Source organism: Flavobacteriales bacterium, from assembly GCA_025210805.1.
In the GTDB taxonomy this organism is placed as follows: domain Bacteria; phylum Bacteroidota; class Bacteroidia; order Flavobacteriales; family CAJXXR01; genus JAOAQX01.
Window position 1 is genome coordinate 68,175 of sequence record JAOAQX010000004.1, and the last position, 19,216, is coordinate 87,390.

Annotated in this window: 19 protein-coding genes; 8 read left to right on the top strand and 11 right to left on the bottom strand. The window is 32.7% G+C overall.

Features of this window, described 5'->3' with window-relative positions; genetic code table 11:
- Window positions 1-106 precede the first annotated feature (106 nt).
- From N4A45_01830 to N4A45_01855, 6 genes are all read right to left on the bottom strand, one after another.
- Window positions 107-2,158: an insulinase family protein gene (locus N4A45_01830; protein ID MCT4663956.1), complete on the bottom strand. Its 2,052-nt coding sequence runs from the start codon at window positions 2,156-2,158 to the stop codon at window positions 107-109.
- A 4-nt stretch (window positions 2,159-2,162) separates the two neighbouring features.
- Entirely contained in the window at window positions 2,163-3,473 is a 1,311-nt protein-coding gene (locus N4A45_01835; protein ID MCT4663957.1) for an insulinase family protein, read from the bottom strand.
- 338 nt (window positions 3,474-3,811) lie between these two features.
- Window positions 3,812-5,377 carry a bacillithiol biosynthesis cysteine-adding enzyme BshC gene (gene bshC / locus N4A45_01840; protein ID MCT4663958.1) on the bottom strand — a complete coding sequence of 522 codons (1,566 nt, stop codon included), beginning with the start codon at window positions 5,375-5,377 and terminating at the stop codon, window positions 3,812-3,814.
- Window positions 5,378-5,389: 12 nt separating this feature from the next.
- On the bottom strand, window positions 5,390-6,106 hold the full coding sequence (locus tag N4A45_01845; protein ID MCT4663959.1) for a response regulator transcription factor: 717 nt from the start codon (window positions 6,104-6,106) through the stop codon (window positions 5,390-5,392).
- On the bottom strand, window positions 6,090-7,592 hold the full coding sequence (locus N4A45_01850) for a HAMP domain-containing histidine kinase (GenBank protein MCT4663960.1): 1,503 nt from the start codon (window positions 7,590-7,592) through the stop codon (window positions 6,090-6,092). The genes N4A45_01845 and N4A45_01850 overlap by 17 nt, the downstream gene beginning before the upstream one ends.
- Window positions 7,593-7,673: 81 nt before the next feature.
- Window positions 7,674-9,215 carry a T9SS type A sorting domain-containing protein gene (locus tag N4A45_01855; GenBank protein ID MCT4663961.1) on the bottom strand — a complete coding sequence of 514 codons (1,542 nt, stop codon included), beginning with the start codon at window positions 9,213-9,215 and terminating at the stop codon, window positions 7,674-7,676.
- 376 nt (window positions 9,216-9,591) lie between these two features.
- Between N4A45_01855 and N4A45_01860 the strand changes: the two genes are divergently transcribed.
- The 5 genes from N4A45_01860 to N4A45_01880 are packed head-to-tail and all read left to right on the top strand — an operon-like array spanning window position 9,592 to window position 13,784.
- On the top strand, window positions 9,592-10,983 hold the full coding sequence (locus N4A45_01860; protein MCT4663962.1) for a hypothetical protein: 1,392 nt from the start codon (window positions 9,592-9,594) through the stop codon (window positions 10,981-10,983).
- Window positions 10,984-10,988: 5 nt separating this feature from the next.
- The gene (locus tag N4A45_01865) at window positions 10,989-11,768 is read left to right on the top strand and encodes a phosphosulfolactate synthase (GenBank protein MCT4663963.1); all 780 of its coding nucleotides are present in this window, start codon (window positions 10,989-10,991) and stop codon (window positions 11,766-11,768) included.
- Between the two features lie 7 nt (window positions 11,769-11,775).
- Complete coding sequence (locus N4A45_01870; protein MCT4663964.1) at window positions 11,776-12,066, top strand: rhodanese-like domain-containing protein; 291 nt, start codon at window positions 11,776-11,778, stop codon at window positions 12,064-12,066.
- Window position 12,067: 1 nt separating this feature from the next.
- Window positions 12,068-13,039, top strand: a complete 972-nt coding sequence (locus N4A45_01875) for a DUF368 domain-containing protein (GenBank protein ID MCT4663965.1) — start codon at window positions 12,068-12,070, stop codon at window positions 13,037-13,039.
- A 13-nt stretch (window positions 13,040-13,052) separates the two neighbouring features.
- Window positions 13,053-13,784 carry a shikimate dehydrogenase gene (locus N4A45_01880; protein MCT4663966.1) on the top strand — a complete coding sequence of 244 codons (732 nt, stop codon included), beginning with the start codon at window positions 13,053-13,055 and terminating at the stop codon, window positions 13,782-13,784.
- Window positions 13,785-13,854: 70 nt separating this feature from the next.
- Here the strand turns inward: N4A45_01880 and N4A45_01885 are convergent, their stop codons facing one another.
- The 5 genes from N4A45_01885 to pdxH all read right to left on the bottom strand — a co-directional run bounded on the left by N4A45_01885 (window position 13,855) and on the right by pdxH (window position 17,169).
- On the bottom strand, window positions 13,855-14,496 hold the full coding sequence (locus N4A45_01885; GenBank protein ID MCT4663967.1) for a hypothetical protein: 642 nt from the start codon (window positions 14,494-14,496) through the stop codon (window positions 13,855-13,857).
- 9 nt (window positions 14,497-14,505) lie between these two features.
- The gene (locus N4A45_01890) at window positions 14,506-14,802 is read right to left on the bottom strand and encodes a YbaB/EbfC family nucleoid-associated protein (protein ID MCT4663968.1); all 297 of its coding nucleotides are present in this window, start codon (window positions 14,800-14,802) and stop codon (window positions 14,506-14,508) included.
- A 22-nt stretch (window positions 14,803-14,824) separates the two neighbouring features.
- A complete protein-coding gene (locus tag N4A45_01895; protein MCT4663969.1) occupies window positions 14,825-14,980 on the bottom strand; it encodes a YqaE/Pmp3 family membrane protein in 156 nt (51 codons plus the stop codon).
- 262 nt (window positions 14,981-15,242) lie between these two features.
- Window positions 15,243-16,310: a 2Fe-2S iron-sulfur cluster-binding protein gene (locus N4A45_01900; GenBank protein MCT4663970.1), complete on the bottom strand. Its 1,068-nt coding sequence runs from the start codon at window positions 16,308-16,310 to the stop codon at window positions 15,243-15,245.
- Window positions 16,311-16,521: 211 nt separating this feature from the next.
- On the bottom strand, window positions 16,522-17,169 hold the full coding sequence (gene pdxH / locus N4A45_01905) for a pyridoxamine 5'-phosphate oxidase (protein MCT4663971.1): 648 nt from the start codon (window positions 17,167-17,169) through the stop codon (window positions 16,522-16,524).
- A gap of 146 nt (window positions 17,170-17,315) precedes the next feature.
- Between pdxH and N4A45_01910 the strand changes: the two genes are divergently transcribed.
- The 3 genes from N4A45_01910 (at window position 17,316) to N4A45_01920 (ending at window position 19,206) form a co-directional block, all read left to right on the top strand.
- Window positions 17,316-18,029 carry a DUF2071 domain-containing protein gene (locus tag N4A45_01910; protein MCT4663972.1) on the top strand — a complete coding sequence of 238 codons (714 nt, stop codon included), beginning with the start codon at window positions 17,316-17,318 and terminating at the stop codon, window positions 18,027-18,029.
- Window positions 18,029-18,553, top strand: coding sequence for a DinB family protein (locus N4A45_01915; protein ID MCT4663973.1), 525 nt, complete (start codon window positions 18,029-18,031; stop codon window positions 18,551-18,553). The genes N4A45_01910 and N4A45_01915 overlap by 1 nt, the downstream gene beginning before the upstream one ends.
- Window positions 18,554-18,621: 68 nt before the next feature.
- Complete coding sequence (locus N4A45_01920; GenBank protein MCT4663974.1) at window positions 18,622-19,206, top strand: hypothetical protein; 585 nt, start codon at window positions 18,622-18,624, stop codon at window positions 19,204-19,206.
- The last annotated feature ends 10 nt before the right edge of the window (window positions 19,207-19,216 follow it).

A 19,216-nucleotide genomic window follows, 5' to 3' on the forward strand; every position in this document is an offset into this window, starting at 1 on the left:
TTTCTACAATATACGAAACCTAAGAAAAATGGACGAAAGTTTAAACCAAAAAAAGCCAATATAGTTTTCTATATTGGCTTTTGAAGTTTGACGTGTTTTTTGAAATTTAGATTTTGAAATCTTTTTTCTTTACACTTTTTGAATCAACTTCTATCTTTTGAGCTGTAAAATCAAGTGATCTTGGACCAAAGGTGATGCTCATTTTATTTGGAAATTGAATTCCTTTTACTTCTTTGTAATCTCCAAAAATAACAGATTGAGTTGTTGTTTCACCATTAGGTCCTTCTATTTTCGTAGATTGTTTTAGGATTAGATAAGTCTCTGTGTCTATAAAATATTTTTTATCTTCATCCACAAGAACATAACACTCTTTTTCATTAACAGTTTCTATACTTTCTAGTTTCCCTTTAAGGTCTAGTTCGTTAAATGGTTGAGTAGATTCTTGCATTTTTTTTAATTCTTCCTCAGTATTCTCCTGAACTTTTCCTTGAAGGATGGTTTTAGCTTTTTTACCATCAAACTTTTGTGATTGCATAGGTTGTCCGTTTACATCCATAGTGCTTAATGAGAGGTTAGGAGCCATAGCTTTAGATCTTGCTGTCATAAGCATTCCTTGCATTTTAGCTGTATAAACTGTAAATACAGATTTTGTATTTTTTAGTTTATCTTTTCCACCCATTGCTTTGTGTAAATTATCAATCACAATTTGAGCCGTCATTCCTTCTGGAATACTCTTTTTGAAAACTGGTTTTTTAATTCTTTTAGCTTTTTTATTGTAATATTTTATTGGATAACCCAATTTTTCCAATCCTTCAGCTACTTCAGATCCTTTTCCTACAACAATAATTCTCATATTGTCTTTCAAAAAGTACTTTTTTGCTACTCTTTTGATATCAGCAACAGTTACAGCATTTAGGTTTTTCAAGAAATTCTTATAAAAATCTTTTCCAAGTCCTAATCTTTCAATATCCATAGCATAACGAGCAATGGTATTTGGTTTTTGAACGCTCATTACAAAATTACCTGAGTATTTTGCTTTTACACGGTCTATGTCTTCTTGGCTTACATCTTCTGTAAGAATTCTGTCCATTTCTTTCATGGCTTCCATGATGGTAGAGTCAGTTACAGAGTTACGTACTTGAGTAGAAGCTTGGAATGTTCCAATATATCTACTTGCCGAAAAAGATGATCTTGCTCCATACGTCCATCCATGTGCTTCACGGATATTCATATTTAGGTAAGAACTAAAGTCTCCACCATAAATTTGGTTAGCAATGATTAATGGGAAATAATCTGGGTGACTCTTTTTTAGTTCAAAAGTGTTGGTAAGTGCAATCTCAGATTGTACAGCATTTGGTACATCAACAAAGTTGATTTCTGTTTTTACTGCATTTTTCACTTTTGGCATAAAAGTACGCCCTTCCACTTTTTTTGCCCATTTTCCAAACAGTTTGGTTATTTGAGCTTTCACCTTGGCATACTTTACGTCTCCGATGATCACTAAGTAAGCATGATTTGGCTTAAAGTGTACTTTTAGATGATTCTTTGCATCTTGGAAAGTTACTTTCTCTACAGATGAAATTGTACTAAATTCTCCAAAAGGATGACGTCTTCCATAAGTAAGTGCATCTACAACATTTCCAGCAATGGCAGAAGCAGATTTTTCATTAGACTTCAAACCTTCGATCATTTGATCTTTAGTTTTTTTGAATTCTTCTTCAAGAAATACAGGCTTCAATACGGCATCGGCCATAAGGTTTAGCATTTCAGGAAAATACTTAGAAAGTGAGGATACTCTAGCTCCTGTTGACCAAAAACTGGCTCTTGCTCCAAGAAAGTCAATTCTTTCATTAAAAGCGTCTTTATCCATTTTTGTAGTTCCGTTTCCAAATAATTCTCCAGCTAAATCAGATACTCCAGTTTTTGGACTTTCAGCTTGTGGATAATTATCAAGAGTAAGTAGGGCAGAAGCTCTAGGAAGTTTGTGGTTTTCTACAACCATTACTCTCATTCCATTAGGTAACGTAAACTGTTTTGGTGCTTCTAATTTTACTTCAGGAGCAGGACCTGTTGCAGGTTGTTTAGATCGATCTACCTGTGCCAATGCACCAAGAGAGATCATTGAGAATGCAGCTAGTGCTAATATATTTCTTTTCATTGTCTTACTTTTTTGGTACATAGTTTAATACAAGTCTTTGATTTTCGTTCAAGTATTTTTTTGCTACTTTACGAATTTCTTCTCTAGTAATAGAACGGTAAATTTCCAGTCTTTTATTAATCAAATTTACATCTCCATAAAGCATATAATCTCTCGCCAATGAGTTTGCTACTCCTGTTACATCAGAGTTGCTGCTTACGAAGTCCATTTCCATTTTGTTTAACAACTTTTGGAAATCTTCTTTAGAGATTAAATCGGTTTGTACTTTTTTGATTTCAGCTTGCGCATCTGCCAATACTTCACTTGCAGGATTATCACCCATCGGAATCGCAAATAACATATACATACCATAGTGCTCCATGCTTACTGGGAATGCACCTACTTGTAAAGCAGTTTTTTTCTCATCCACTAATTTTTTGTACAAAATAGAAGATTTTCCATCACTTAAATAAGTAGAAATCATGTCTAAAACATAAGCATCTCTTGTTTTCATTGATGGAGTTCTCCAAGCCGAAACAATTGCAGGAAGCTGAATGTTTGGATCTTGATATTCTCCATTAATTTGCTCTGTAATAGGATCTTCTTTGATGTTAGTTCTTTCAATATCTGCTCCTTTTGGGATGTCTTTAAAGTATTTTTTAACTAATTCTTTTGTTTTAGCTTCATCGATATCTCCTGCAACTACCAATACGGCATTATTAGGAACATAGAATTTTTTGTTAAATGCCAAGAATTCATCCAGAGTTGCTGCATCCAAGTGTTCCATTTCTCCAATGGTTGTCCAACGGTATGGGTGTTTTTTGAAAAGTCTTTTCTTTACTTCTCTCATAAATCCACCATAAGGCTGATTATCCACACGAAGTCTTTTTTCCTCCTTAACAACCTCGTTTTGTGTTTCTACTCCCACTTTATCAATCACTGGGTGAAGCATACGTTCAGATTCCATCCATAGTCCTGTTTCCAAGGCGTTTGATGGGAAAACTTCATAGTAATAAGTTCTATCATCAGAAGTGTTGGCGTTGTTTTGACCTCCGTTTTGAGAGACTATTTTAAACCACTCTCCACGTCCAATGTTTTTTGTTCCTTCAAACAAAAGATGCTCAAAAAAGTGAGCAAATCCTGTTCTTTTTGGATTTTCGTCTTTTGCTCCTACATGGTACATTACCGAAGTAATGACAACTGGTGCCGAATTGTCTTTGTGTAAAATTACATGCAGACCATTGTCAAGATCAAATTCTGTGAATTCAACCTTTTGCGCATGAGCTTGATAACCCATCAGAGCTACCGCTGCTACAGACAATAAATATCTTTTCATAATAACAATTAATTTTTCTAATTCAAATTTAGGAAAGATTAAGGTTTAATTAATTCTAGATAGATTAATTCTTGTTAAAAGTTGAAGAAAAAAGGCGTTTTTGTGTTGTATTACTCTAATAAATGAAATATCAGATTAATTTTGTGAAAATTTGTTGTCCAAATTATGAGTCTCGAAATGTCCATTGATAAACTATTAAAAAAGCAAACTTTAATTGCTTTACTTTATTTTTTATTATTGGGTGTTTTAGGGTGGTTTTTGAGAGCGAATACTTTTATTTCCATACCGATTTCTTATGGGAATTTATTACACACTCATTCTCATTTAGCACTTTTGTTTTAATGCTCAATAAAAAGAATATTTGGATGAAGAACATCACAATTATAGACCAATTCATCTACCCAAGATTGACCATGAATTCTATAAAAATTGGAAAAATTCAGCTGCCTTTCTTGGAGTTTATTGTTTGGGAAAATTTCTTTGTTAAGCTTATTAAAAAGTCTAGTATCTACTTCCTTTTGTTGTTTAAAATCTTTAAAAGCTCTGTTTTTAAGACGCGCTATTTCTTTATCTATCTTTTTCTCTATCGATTCTATTTGAGGAGACCATTGCGAGAAGGTATTTCTAAGCTTGTCAAGAGCTTTTTTTTGTTGCTCTTGGTAAGAATGAATTTCAGCATTCTCCGTATAAGATTCTTTGGCTTGATGATTAATAAAAGCTTCTTCTGTAAGTAAAATATCTTTCCATTCTATGGAGTTTTTTCCCATTTTTCCCCAAAGATGATCAGAAATCATCAAAACAGATTTTCTTAAAATGAGTATCGGAAAAGGAATCTCAAAAGCTTGAAAGACTTCTTTTAACTGAAGCCAATAATTGATTTCTCCACCACCTCCAATATAAGCCAGATTGGGTAAAACAAATTCTTGAAAAACTGGACGAAGCAGTACATTGGGACTGAGTTTTTCTGGATGTTCTTGAATATGATTTATAAAATCTTCGGTTGTCCAAAATTGTTCTCCTGCACTAAAACCATTTTTTTCTGGAATGATCCGTTCTCTGGAAGATTTTCCCAAATAAAACAAATTGCACACTCGAGCATTTATTTGTCTTTTATATTTTTTTGGAAAGCGTAAATCCATTTTATTAAAAGCATCAAAGCTGACTTTTTCTTCTAGTTCTTTTTTAAAGAAAGGAGCAATTGCTTTTTTGAGTTCTAGGTCATCGCTATCTAGGCAAAGGATTCCAAAAGAACCAAAAATTTTCTGAACCAAAAATCTTGTTGCTTCGCTCAAATTTGAATGCGAATAAGCTTCCTGAAACCATTTCAAAAGCTCTTGCTCATTGAGGTTTTTGCCGAGTAGGTTTTTTAGTATTTGATGTAGTTTTAAGGCATTTTCAGTAGAAAAACTACCAATTTTACCTGTTTCTTCACTTTCCCATACGAGTTTTTGTTCTTTTAAAAAGAAATGATTGGCTTCTTCAAAATCATGATCTTCGGACGCCATCCAAAAAATGGGAACAAAATTTTTATCAGGAGCTTTTGATTTAAGTTGCTGACAAAGATTAATCACCGAGGCTATTTTATAGATAAAATAGGCAGGGCCTGTAAAAAAGCAAAGTTGATGCCCTGTGCAAATCGTAAAGGTTTGACTATTTCTTAATTGCTCAATATGATTTTGTTGAATAGGTAATAGATTAATATGCTGATTCTGATTTTTCAGAACTTCATACAAACGTACTCTCTGTTCATTAGAGAACGTTCTATTCTCTGCATAATGCAAAAGAGATTCTACAGATGCAAAATCTCTAATAAATGGCTTGAGTTGATCATTTTCTTCAACTAAATCTTTGATAATAGGAGATAGGATGGGAAAATGATTATAAGATACACAATGGGTTTTCAATGCGGTTTTGTTTTAGGATTGAAACGCTTTTTTTGAATGAATCCAAAGTTTGAATCCTTTACCTCTAATTGTCAAAAGTTCTACATCTGGATCTTCTTTGAGGTATTTTCTGATTTTAGTAATATATACATCTAAACTTCTGGAGTTGAAAAAGCTATCGTTTTCCCATACTTCAATCAATAATTTTGATCGATCTACTATTTGGTTTAGATTTTTACAAAGATAGGTGAGGATATCAGCTTCTTTATCTGTTAACTTTTGTTCGTTATTCTCTATTTTAAGAAGTTTGTAGTCTCTATCATATTGGTATTTACCTATTTGGTAAGTAGAGATTTCTTCTTGCTTTGTGGTATTCATATTAATTCTTTTAAGAATAACCTCCACACGAGCAATGAGTTCTTCTACGCTAAATGGTTTTTTTTCATAGTCATCAGCTCCTACTTTAAACCCTTGAATAACATCTTCTTTCATGGATTTGGCTGTCAAAAAGATAATAGGTGTGTCTTTATCTTCTTTTCTAATTTCTTGAGCAAGAGTGAATCCATCTTTGATAGGCATCATTACATCAAAAATACAAATATCTGGCTGAAATTTTTTATAGGCTTTATAACCTTCAGCTCCGTTTTCATACAGCTCTACTTCAAAATCTTTAGATTCAAAGCACTCTTTGGTAATCAACCCGATAAACGGATCATCTTCTACAATTAAAACTTTAATTTTCTCTTCCATAGGGTATAGTTATTAAAAATGTGGTTCCTTTATCTAATTCAGATTGCACCTGAATAGTTCCTTTGTGTTTTTCGATCACTTCTTTTACATAGCTCAATCCCAGTCCATATCCTTTTACATTATGAATATTTCCAGTGGGAACTCTGTAAAATCTATCGAAAACTCTTTTAGAATGTTCTTTTTTCATTCCAATGCCTTTATCCTTTATGTAAAGATAGAGGTTTGTTTGATCATTGAGGCTCTCTACTTCAATTTCTGGTCGCTCTTTACAATATTTATAGGCATTGTCTAGTAGATTGACTAAGATATTGGTAAAGTGTACTTGGTCAACTTCTATTTCTGTATTTTCTGCCTTAAAGTTCTTTAAGATATATCCATCTTTAGATTTTACTTGTACCTCGCTTATTTCTATGATACTATCAAGTAAATCATGGATATCTAGAGTTTCTAGCTTTAGTTTGAGTTCACCTTTTTGAAAAGCAGCTGCATTCAGTACGTTTTCCACCATTCTACCTAGTCTCTTATTTTCATTTTGACAAATTTCTAGGTATTTGTTTGAGCGTTCAATATCGTTTTTGATTCCAAATTTTGTGAGCGCTTCAAGGGCTAATGACACAGTTGCAATGGGCGTTTTGAGTTCGTGTGTCATATTGTTTATAAAATCATTCTTAACCTCTGAGAGTTTTTTCTGATTCAAAATAATTCTTAGTGCATAATAGAAACTACCTCCAATGATGATGATGATGAGTAAGGAAATCATCATAATACTTTGTATTTCACTGAGGATATATGCTGTTTTTTTGTTAATCAATAAATGCACCATATAAGGGTGACTGATCCCTTTGTAATTTGCAGTAAAGGAATATCCTGTAAGATAGGTGACTTTGTCAATTTTTTCATCGGAAAGATAGATAAATTGATGTTCGTCATCGGTAATGGCAAAACTAAAATCAGGATCGATTCCTTCTTTTTTGAGAGTTTTTAAGATTTTCTTTTCTACTTCTTCAGGAACAAGTTCTGCTTCAAATTCCAAAGTGGATAACTTATAATAGTTGTCATAAAAAGATTCGACACGGTTTACCACTCTTGTGAGAAACAATTTTTTTTCTTTTTCATATTCATCAGGAGTGTGAATATGTCCACTTTCACCAGAGAAATTTAACTCTATCGGATTCCCCTTTATTCGGTCTAATTGAAAATTGGTATCTGCTAATTGATTATCTAGCGAGGGTTTGATTCCTAAAGTGTTTATAACATCTTCATTGATGGGAATCATAGAGTATGTAAGCTCACTTTGAAGATAGTAAACAGCACGTCTCATGCTTTGGTCAAATTTCTTTTTTTCCAAAGAATAAAGTCCCTTAATCCAGCTATACTGAACAAAGATTAGTACAATTAGGGCCGAAGCCATTAGAATGGTTACAAATTGTATTCTGTTTTTACTCATCAAATCAAAAATACGAAAGGTTTTTAATGTTAAAATCATCTTAACCCATATTAACGACTTCTTTACATTTTTTATTAAAACAAAAAAGGTTAGAATGTGCTTCTAACCTTTTGTAAAGTATTATTTGATAAATACCTTTTTATAGATACTGCCTTTTTTGTTTTTAAGCTTTAGAATATATATTCCAGGGGTAGTGGCAGAAGTATTTATTGAGAAAGTATTTCCAGAAACAGACTGATTTGATAAGGTTTTTCCTGTTATTGAAATAAGTTCGTATTGAGTGAATAGTGTTTTATGACTGCTAATTAATAACTGATTATTAATTGATGTAACAATCACTTGTTCTGCATTAATTTCCGGAATATCTGTATCACAATTTGTGGTAAAAACGGCGGTGGAGTTTGTTGCGGGTGTTATGAGAGCACCGCAAACAATGATTGCAAAAGAGTCTAGATGATTATGGCTAAAGAAAATGTTCTTATTGGGTTCAAAGCAATAGGTATGAATTACCGAGTCTTTGTTGTTTAACTGCAATGGTCCTTCCTGTTGGAGGAGTTGTCCATTTTCTGAGAAAAGCCAAGAGTTATCATATCCTTTTGCAGGGAAAAGCTTTAGAGTCACTTTTATGGTACCATTTGGACAATCATAATTACAGCTACCATTATCGAGGTTTGCTTGTGGATTATAATTTTGAGCTTGTGGGTCTGTACATCCATACACTTTTAGAGAATCACAAGATCCATCATCCACATTGGCATTTACGTTATATTCAAAGTAATTCGTATCAGTACACCCGAAAACTTTTAAGGTATTGCAACTTCCATTATCCACATTGGCATTTGGGTTATATTCTAAATAGAGGGTATCCATACACCCAAAAACTTTTAAGGTATTACAGCTTCCATTATCCACGTTGGCATTTGCGTTGTATTCTAGGTAATTTGTGTCTGTACATCCAAAAACTTTTAATGTAGCACAGCTTCCGTCATCTACATTCGCATTTTGATTATATTCGAGGTATAAGGTATCGGTACAACCAAATACTTTGAGCGTATCACAAGATCCATCATCCACATTGGCATTAGGATTAAAGTCTAAATAAGCAGAATTTGTACACCCAAAAACCTTTAAAGTAGCACAACTCCCATCATCTATCGTTGCAAGTGGGTTGTATTCTAGGTAATTCGTATCTGTACAACCCGCAATTGCACCTGTAGAAATAATATTTAGCGTAGTGATTTTTGCGAATCCATCTGTTTGGAAAACATTGGTAAAAGGTATCGTAGTGGCATATACTACGGTTGCTTCATAAGTTGTACCATTAGATTTCACACGCCATATTAATGAGTCGTTGTTAGAGAATCCATCTGTAGCTGGTGTACTGCTGTCATCAGCATAGGCAGGGAAAGAGATGGCTTGACTTACATTTCCGTTCCAAGCAATTTTACCCGCACACTGAAAATTTGAACCGTCTTGATAAAAAATTCCAATTGTATCTGATGTTGAAATATTAACGCCAGCAATAGTTGGGGTACTGTTTAGATCGATCAAAATGGTCATATTATCGCCAGTTTGAGTGAGCGTCCAATCATTGTTTTGTGCAGATAGAGAAAAATGGATAGAAAATAAAATGAGTAGAGTTACTCTAAAAAAATTCAGCATAATGAAAAGTTATTTGAATCAAATTTATGAAATTACTCATGATTTTGTAGTCTTATTAGACTTAAAGGGATTTTCTTAAATGTTTTTGACAAGTAAAATAAAAGAGCAATTAAGAAAAAAATAATTGTTTTGATGTTTTTTTGACATTCAGTGAATGAAAGATATAGAGGAGTATTTCAAAGGCAATTTAGTGGTTTATTTTTCAGATACTTATGTTTTTGTTTAATAAGTATTTGAGTTATTTATTCTAATTCATTGTATATCAATGTCTTTTTTCAAAATGAGATGTTGATAAATAAATGGCAAAAGAGTATATGAAATACAAAAAAAAATCTAACTTGCATACCGAATAGGTTACTCGCCGAGACACTCAACCATGATGAGAAATAATAAAGACGAAAGGTTCAACCAAAGACTGAGTCTTGAGCAAATAGCCAGCATAGAGTATATGCTGGAATCAAAAAAAGTGAATTATTACGATTCTGAAGTTTTTATAGAAATGATAGATTATTTGGTAGAGAAAAATAGACTTTCATCTGCGCTAATAATCTGTGAAATAGCTTTATCTATACATCCCGATGCTCCTAAAATACTTCTTGAAAAAGCAAAAGTGCTTTTTGATAATTATGAAATAGAAGCATCGAATGAGCTGGTAGATAAAATAGAAACTTTATTACCAAATTCATCAGATTTGTTTCAGCTGAAAGCAAATTTATCGTTGAAAATGGGGAAAAACCAAGAAGCACTCGATTTTTTACTTAAAGCAGCAGAAAATGCTGAATTACCCGAAAGCTTTTATTCTCAAATTTCTAATGAATATCGTAGATTAGGTGAAATAGAATCTGCCATTGATTATCTAGAGAAATATTGTGTTACATTTCCAGAAGATGAATTTTGTGTGAGTCTTCTGTATGATTATTATATTGATTATGAAGACTCCAGTAGGGGTGTTTCGTTTTTTAATAGTTTAACGTCTGAATTACCATTTAGTTATATTATATGGTATTACAATGGACTTTTATTAAAAAATGAAGGCGATTACATAAAAGCATTTTCAGCTTTTGAATACGCTTATTTTATCAATGAAATGTTTATACCTGCCTATCATGAAATAATCAATATTCTTTTCCTTCAAAATCAATACAATGAAGCAAAAGAATTTCTTCTCAAAGTTTCCTTATTAGAAGAACCTAGTGCAATTACCTTTTCAAAACTATCACAGTGTTATAGAGAAATAGGAGGTTTAAGTTCCGCAATATTGTATGGTGAAAAAGCGGTAACAGAAGATCCACAACTTGCTTTCGCTTGGGAACAATTAGCTTTAGCATTCCTAGAAAAAGAAAACTATTCAGAGTCGTTTTTTGCTTTTCAAAAAGCCCTTAGAATGGATTACGAAAATAGTTCGTATAGGTTACAGTTTGCTAAGATTTGTGAGAAAAATGACGAGTGGAAAATGGCAAAAGACATGTATCTAGAAATCATTCAAGAAGAAGGCTTAGAAGATCACCTTGTTTTGAGTCTTTTGGAATGTTATCTACATTTAGGAGAGAACGAAAGAGGCAAAATGATATCCGAAAAAGCAAAACTTGCCTCCGAAAATGCATTGTTTCATTGCTTTTCTGCCTATTTTAATTACTATTGCCAGAACGAAGAATATGCCAAAGAGCTATTTCTTCTTGCTTGTGAAAAAGATAACACATGCCTGAATAAAATGCAATCTATTGCACCAAATTTTGTTCAGGTTATTCAACAACAACTTGGACGTTAAGTTATATGAAAAATTTCGATTTACCCTTTATTCCTGAGAGAGTTAGTAAACCCCGAGAATTAGGGATTACGATGGTAATGGATAAAGGATTATCCTTTAAAGATGCTCAGAGTTTAGTAGAAATGTCTAAAGACCATATTGATATTATTAAATTGGGATTTGGAACTTCGTATTTTACCCCACGACTTGAGGACAAAATTAAGTTTTATCAGCAAAATGATATAAAAGTTTACCTAGGAGGGACACTTTTTGAGGCCTTTGTAATTCGTGGAATGTACAAAGAATATGTGGAACTAATTACACGGTTAAATATCGATACTGCCGAGGTTTCTGATGGATCTATAGAAATTTCACATGAACAGAAATGTGAATATATCCGCGATTTAAAGAGCAAAGGATTTACAGTGCTTTCTGAAGTAGGATCAAAATCCGCTGAGAAACTCATTCCACCTTATCGATGGATAGAAATGATGGAGAAAGAACTTCAAGCAGGTTCGTGGAAAGTAATTGCAGAAGCTCGTGAGGGTGGAAATGTGGGAATCTACCGTGGAGGTGGAGAAGTAAGATCCGATTTGATAGAAGAAATTACGAGAAAAATAAATGTTAATGATATCCTTTGGGAAACACCACAGAAATCACAACAAATTTGGTTTTTAAAGTTACTAGGTCCAAATGTGAACCTAGGGAATATTGCCACAAATGAAGTGATTCCTTTGGAGTGTCTAAGAGTAGGACTCAGAGGAGACACTTTCTTTGACTATTTACCAGAACATTTGAAAAATTAAAGTAACGATGGAAGTAAAAGAATTACTGAAAGAAATTGAAGAAAAAAGCATTCAAATCATAGATATTAGAGAACCTTATGAATTTGAGGATGATGCAATACTCAATAGTGAAAATATTCCTATGGATGATATTGCTCAAAATCCAGAAATGATCAAGGGAAAATCGATATTTGTATGCCAAACAGGTAAACGTGCTGAATCACTTTGTTATATTCTCAAAGAAATGCATCAATTAAACAATGTTCATTTTTTAGAAGGAGGATATGAGGCTTACGTAGAAAAAACAAGAGTACATTAAAATGAAGCAGTACGGATTAGTATTTTTAAAGGGATTGGCAATGGGAGCTGCCGATGTCATTCCTGGTGTTTCAGGTGGAACAATTGCTTTTATTACAGGAATCTATGATAAATTGCTTTCTTCCATTAACAGTATCAAACCCTCGCTAATAAAAAAGTTAAAAAACGAAGGGCTAAAAGCAGTCTGGGAACATATCAACGGAACTTTTTTATTGAGTCTTTTTGCTGGAATAGGAGTGAGTATTTTGAGTCTTTCAAAAGTGATAAAATACCTCCTCAATCACCATGCAATTCCACTTTGGGCGTTTTTCTTTGGGTTAATCCTAGCGAGTATCATTTATTTGTATAGGCAACTTAAAAAAGTAGATGCAAAAGCATTGATAGGGATGGTTTTGGGAGCTGTTGCCGTTGTGATGATTTCTCAAATACCAGCACAACCAGACGCTACAAATCTACTTTATGTATTTTTCTGTGGAATGATTGCTATTTGTGCAATGATTTTACCAGGAATTTCAGGGAGCTTTATTCTGTTGGTTTTGGGAGCTTATTCCACTGTATTTATCCACGCACTTTCAAATCTTGATTTTATCACACTTGGTGTTTTTGGAGTGGGTGCCATTACAGGTTTATTGAGTTTTTCAAAGGTACTAAGTTGGGTATTAGAAAATTATCATCATATTACTTTTTCAGTTTTAATCGGTTTTTTAATAGGATCTTTATACAAAGTTTGGCCTTGGAAACATGTTGAGTCAATATTTGTAAAACATGTGGGTGAACCCAATGAAAAAGTAGTCAATTTGGTTGAAACCAATGTTTTACCGTCAAACTATGATCTTCTTATCCGTAAAGGAACAGAAATAGTGGGCTACGAACCAGCTGATTCTCGCTTGATTCAAGCGATCATTTTCTTGATTATTGGTTTTTCGATTATCTTTATTATTGAAGGAATCAACAATAAACTTAAAAAGAACTAGACACGAAAAAATTATGTCTAAATATGCATTACTGGGGAGAGGAATATCATATTCTTTCTCCCCATCTTTTTTTAAAGAAAAATTCAAAAAATTAGGACTAAGAAATCATCACTATGAACTGATGGATTTGCCTAATTTAGATACACTTAAAGACGAAGTATCTACTAGAAATTTGAAAGGATTTAATGTAACTCAGCCTTATAAAGAGAAAATTCTTCCCTTTTTAGATGCTTTGGATGAAACTGCCCAAGAAATTGGAGCGGTTAATTGCGTAAAAATTACAGATGGGAAATGGATTGGTTTTAATACCGATGCCTATGGCTTCAAAAAAATGATTCACCCTTTTATCGAGAACAAATTTGAACGAGTTATGATTCTTGGGAAGGGAGGAGCAAGTAAAGCCGTAGCACATGTGTTTGAAAAATGGGGAATAGAAGTGTTTTATGCACGTAGAAAGGCAGAAAATGAAAAAGAATTTTCCTATAGCGAAATCGGTCAAGGACATATAAATGCCTTTAAAATTATTGTGAACACAACTCCATTAGGGACTTTTCCAAACATTGATCTTTGCCCAGATTTACCTTATGAATTTCTTACAAAGGAACATTTTTTAATCGATTTAATTTATAATCCTCCTCTTACCACTTTCCTTAAAAAAGGAAAGATACATGAAGCTCAAGTTCTCAATGGAGCTGATATGCTTAAATTGCAGGCAGAAAAATCTTGGAAAATTTGGAATGATTAAGGCTTTTGAAACTAAAAAAACCTATTATCTTTTAATAAGAAAATAGGTTTAGCCTTCTACCAAAATGATATTATTTTGTGTTTTTTATTTTTCGGGTATTATCATATCGGTATTCTTCTAAAGCAGTTAATTCTCGGCTAATTTTTTCTTTCCATTCATCGATTTTCTGCTGATCACTTCCATTTTTAGAATCTTGTGCAAACGCCAGTCTAGCTTCAGAAAGCTCTTGTGAAATTTGATTACTTATTTCGTTTACAATAGAAAATCCCTTTAATAATTGTTTCTTGTTTTTTAATAATCTTTTTCGAAACTTTCGGGCATGAACTTCTGTAATGTCAAATTGAACTTGCTGGTAAGCTAAGTATTTTTCTATGTAAGCAGTTTTAGAAGTATCAATCCAGGAAGCATTTCCAATAAAGATATTTTGAACTCTCTGATTGAGATTTTTTTTCATAAAATCAAAACCTTTAGCCTTATGGGCAAGATTAAACTGTGCAAAAAGAACATCGCTACCTTGTTTAGTAGTTTTAATTTTAAAGTCTTCTTGTTGAAGTTTCTCTGTGGCACTCCACATTTTTTGTCCTTCTAAAAGATTTTGAGCAAATAGTGCATTGCTATTGGTGAAAAAAAGAAAAGTAAACAGAAAAATTATTTTCGTTCCTATTTTCATTTCAAGAAGGACTTTTTTGTTGTTTTTATTATTGTAAATCATTTTGTTTTTTTAGAATAACCCAGGAATATTAGGCATAGAATTTTTTGCGGCCATTGCCATTTCTTTTTCCTTAATTTCTTCTGCTCTTGAAATCGCTTTATTAAGTGTAATGACTAATAAATCTTCCAGTTCTTCTGGGTCATATTCGTTAAGTTCTTTTGAAAAACGAATTCCTTTAATTTTTCCATTTGCAGTGATTTCTACTTCTATAGATTTATCTGGTGATTTTTCTTCAAGAGATACTTTCTCTAATTCTTGCTTTTTATTTTCGATATCTTGTTGCGCTTGTTGCAACTTTTCCATCATATTTCCAAACATATTTTCTTAGTTATTTTTGTTTGTTAAGTATTATCAATGCGGCAATTACTCCAGGAATCCATCCTAAACAGGTAAGGATAAACACAAGAATAATAGAACCACAACCTTGATCTAATACTGCCAAAGGTGGGAAAATAATTGATAATAAGACTCTCCAAATAGACATTTTTATACTCCTTTTTTAAAAATTGTTGATAATCTGTAGTTAGAAACATTTCTGTTCGTTTTCTATTATTACAACGTTTACCATTTAAAAAAGTTACGATAATTATAGAGTTTATGCGATACTGCCCAAGATTTTTAGGATTTAGTTTTTAGTTACATCAAAAAAATATGCAAAAAAGTGTCTCTAAAAAAAGCCCTCTCCTAATTTAATAAGGAAAGGGCTTGTATTTATCTATTACCTTGTGAGGTAATGGTGCTCTTTATTAGATATAATCAAAATCTAAAGTAACTTGATCACTTACAGGATGTGCTTGACAGCTTAAAACAAATCCATTTTCAACCTCATCGGGTTGTAGAGAATAATTTACTTTCATTTCTACCTCGCCTTCCAATACTTTGGCTCTACAAGTACAGCAAACTCCACCTTTACAAGCAAAAGGAACATCGGCTCCAGCTTCTAGTGCGGCATCCATAATATTTTCTCCATTTTTCTCTAAATCAAACGAAACAGTAACACCATCAACCACTACATTTACTTGTGCAGTTCCCTCAGCTAGAGGCTTACTGTCATCTGTGTTTTCCGCTTTTTTTACACCTGTATTAAAGAGTTCAAAGTGAATAGAGCTTTCTTCTGTTCCTTGTTCTTTTAGCCATTGCGAAACATTTAAAATCATTTCTTCTGGACCACATAGGAAATAATCATCGGCACCTGTGAGCGGCGAAATTTTATTGAAATTGATACACTTTTCCACATCAATTCTCCCTTGTAGAGATTGTGGTGTGTCAAAATCCTTACTCATGATATAATAAACCTCAAGACGAGTCATGTATTGACTTTTAAGGTCTTCGAGTTGTTCTCTAAAAATAACAGACTCTGAATTTTTATTACCATAAAGCAAAACTACACGGCTCTCGGAATCTATTTCTAAAACAGTTTTTATATTAGAAATAATAGGAGTAATACCACTTCCTGCTGCAAAAAAGACATACTTTTTTGCGAATCCAGCTTCTACCTCTGCCGTAAAATTCCCCATAGGAGTCATTACATCTATCAGTTCACCTGATTTCATTTCTCTATTGGCGTAGGTTGAAAATTTTCCGTTTGGAATTTCTTTGATGGCAACTCTAAGTAATCCTGAGCTAGGAGCCTCACAAATAGAATAAGCTCTTCGGAGCTCTTCTCCGTTTATTTCCTTTACAAAGGTGATATATTGACCCTGCTTGTACTGGTACAAATCTTTTAAATGCTCTGGGACATCGAGTAGTATAGAGACTGTATCTGCGGTTTCTCTTCTAACTTCAGATACTTTCAATAAGTTTTTTCTTGCCATAGGTTTTCTAATTTCCCGTAAATATAAAAAAAATGACTATTGGGTTTAATGATTTATGTCAATTGTTTATCACTTCTAATAGATATTTTTTGAATTTCAAGAGATTATAAAGTATAATTGATTGTTAATTTGAATCTATAATTGACAGTGGAACCAAGAGACAGATTTTTCTTTACTTGAAGAGTAAAATTGAGTATGGATTACTAAATAATTAAGGTTGTAGTCGATCTTTTTTCCATTCAAAATCTTCTTGGAGTTCATAGCGTATTCTATCGTGCATTCTATTAGGGCGACCTTGCCAAAATTCTATAGAAACGGGTTTAATCAAGTAACCACCCCAATGTTTTGGTCTTGTAATTTCTTTATTTTCATACTCTTTTTCAAGTTCTTGAAGTCTTTGGAGCATTTGTTCTTTGTTTTCAATTGTTTGACTTTGGTTTGATGCTAGAGCTCCAAGCTGAGATCCTTTTGGGCGAGATTCAAAATAACCGTCAGACATATTTTCGGTAATTTTTTCTGCCTTTCCTTTTATAATGATTTGCCGCTCAAAAAAGGGCCAGAAAAAGCTCAAACAGACTTGATTATTTTCAGCTATAGCTTTTCCTTTTTCACTATGATAGTTGGTGTAAAAAACAAAACCTTCCCAAGTAAAACGCTTTAATAAAACTACACGAGTTTTTGGAAATCCATCTTTACCGATACTGGCAACACTCATGGCATTGGCTTCAGATACATATTCAGATTCATCTGCCTCATAAAACCATTTTTGGAATAATTCCATTGGGTTTTCTGGGCTATTTTCTTTGTTGAGCTCATGTTGTTCATAAGACTTTCGGTGATCTGATAAATTGATGTCCATCGCTTGATTTATTAGGTGGGTAAAATTACGATTTAGGAATGAGAATTCTATATTTTGAATATTCAAAATGAATATCATTTCTTTAATTAAATAGGTATCTTTGAAGAACATGTACTTTGATAAAAAAATAATAAAATAAAAACACTATGAGTTTTCTTAAAGCAGAATGGAGAAAATTAGCTATTATTAATTATGAAGTCAATCCAAAAATATTAGAACCTTATTTACCTTTTGGAACAGAGCTAGATTTATGGGAAGGAAAATGTTATGTAAGTGTGGTCGGATTTATGTTCTTAAACACTCGTGTAATGGGATTGAAGGTGCCAAATCACATCAATTTTGAAGAGGTGAATCTTCGTTTTTATGTAAAAAGAATTACCGAAAACGAGATTAAAAGAGGGGTGGTTTTTATTAAAGAAATAGTTCCAAGACAAATGATAACCTTTATCGCTAATAGTCTTTATAATGAGAATTATGAAACGATGAAAATGGATTATCTTTGGGAAAAAAAAGAAGCTTGTAGAAGTGTGGAATATCAATGGAAAAAGCAAAAAGATTGGAATAAAGTCAAAATCATAGCAAGTTTAAATTCAGTTGATTTAGCATCAGGAAGCAAGACAGAGTTTATAACTGAACATTATTGGGGCTATGCAAAAGTATCTGATAAAAAAACAACAGAATACGAAGTGACGCATCCAAAATGGAATGTTTACGAAGTGCTGGACTATAATATTCAAATAAATTTCTCTGAAATTTATGGGGAAACATTTGCTTTTTTAAACAATCAGAAACCCAGTTCCGTGATGCTTGCAGAAGGTTCTGAGATTACCGTAGAAAACAAATCCATCATTAAAAAATAATGGAAATAAAGAATATCGAGCAATTTTTGAAATACTATTCGAGAATCAAACAAAGAACAAGAAGATTATTAGAAATCATTCCTGAGGATCAAATAGAATGGACCTATCGTACAGGGAAATTTACGATTGGAGATTTGTTTAGACATATAGCAAATATAGAAAGGTATTTATATGCCGAAACAGTAGCAACAAATCGAAATCTTTATAATGGTTGTGGTGAAAATTATGCAAAAGGTGTTCAAAGTATTTTAGCACATTATGATAAAATGTATGCTGAGTCTATAGCAATTTTTGAGAATCTTACCGAAGATGATTTACAAAAAAAATGTAAAACTTCTTTTGGAACAGAAATTAGTACATGGAAATGGTTGCGGGCATTGGTGGAACATGAGATTCACCATAGAGCAGAAATTTATCTCTATTTGGAGATGAATGGCATAAAAACACCACCGCTTTTTGGATTAACTTCAGAAGAAGTTATGGATAAGAATGATGAATATATTAGAGGTACATCAAAAAAATAAGTCCTCTTTCGAAGAGTTTTTCCCGATTATACAAAAACAAAAGAGGATAATTAATAAACCCAAAAACGATGAAACCCAGCAGTCATTGCCAGATCTGTGATCTGCAAAAATTTAATTTCGAAAAAGGATATGTTTGTCGCCTGACAAATAAAAAGCCCGTTTTTGTAGGGAAATGTAAGAAAATAAAGCTCAATCATCAATTGAAAGAGCGCCTTTTTGAGGTTAACGGAGCTTTTGATGAATTACAAAGAACAAGAAAAAATGCGTTTTTGAATTTTGGCGTTTTTGTAACAATGGGATTTTTGGTCTTATTATTCCTTTTCTATCTTTTTACCTCTATATTAGGCGTACCATTAATTTATAAAATAGTAGACTCTGAACCCGAAGCAATAGAAGTAGTATTTAGGTTTTTTGCTATTTTAGTAATTGTCGGTGTGTATCTAATTTTAATAGGAAATGCGACTATGAATTTCTATAGACAACAAAAGAAAACGGTTTTGCCGAAGAAAAATGAATTAGATAAGTTAACAGAAATGTATCAAATACCGTATAAATTCCATTCAAAAATAAAACAATTTTACACAGGAGAAAAGATTATTACAAGCCATCTAAAATACCGAGGAAGAGCGTATTCTAAAGAGGAGAGAAGGTAGCTTTTGAAAC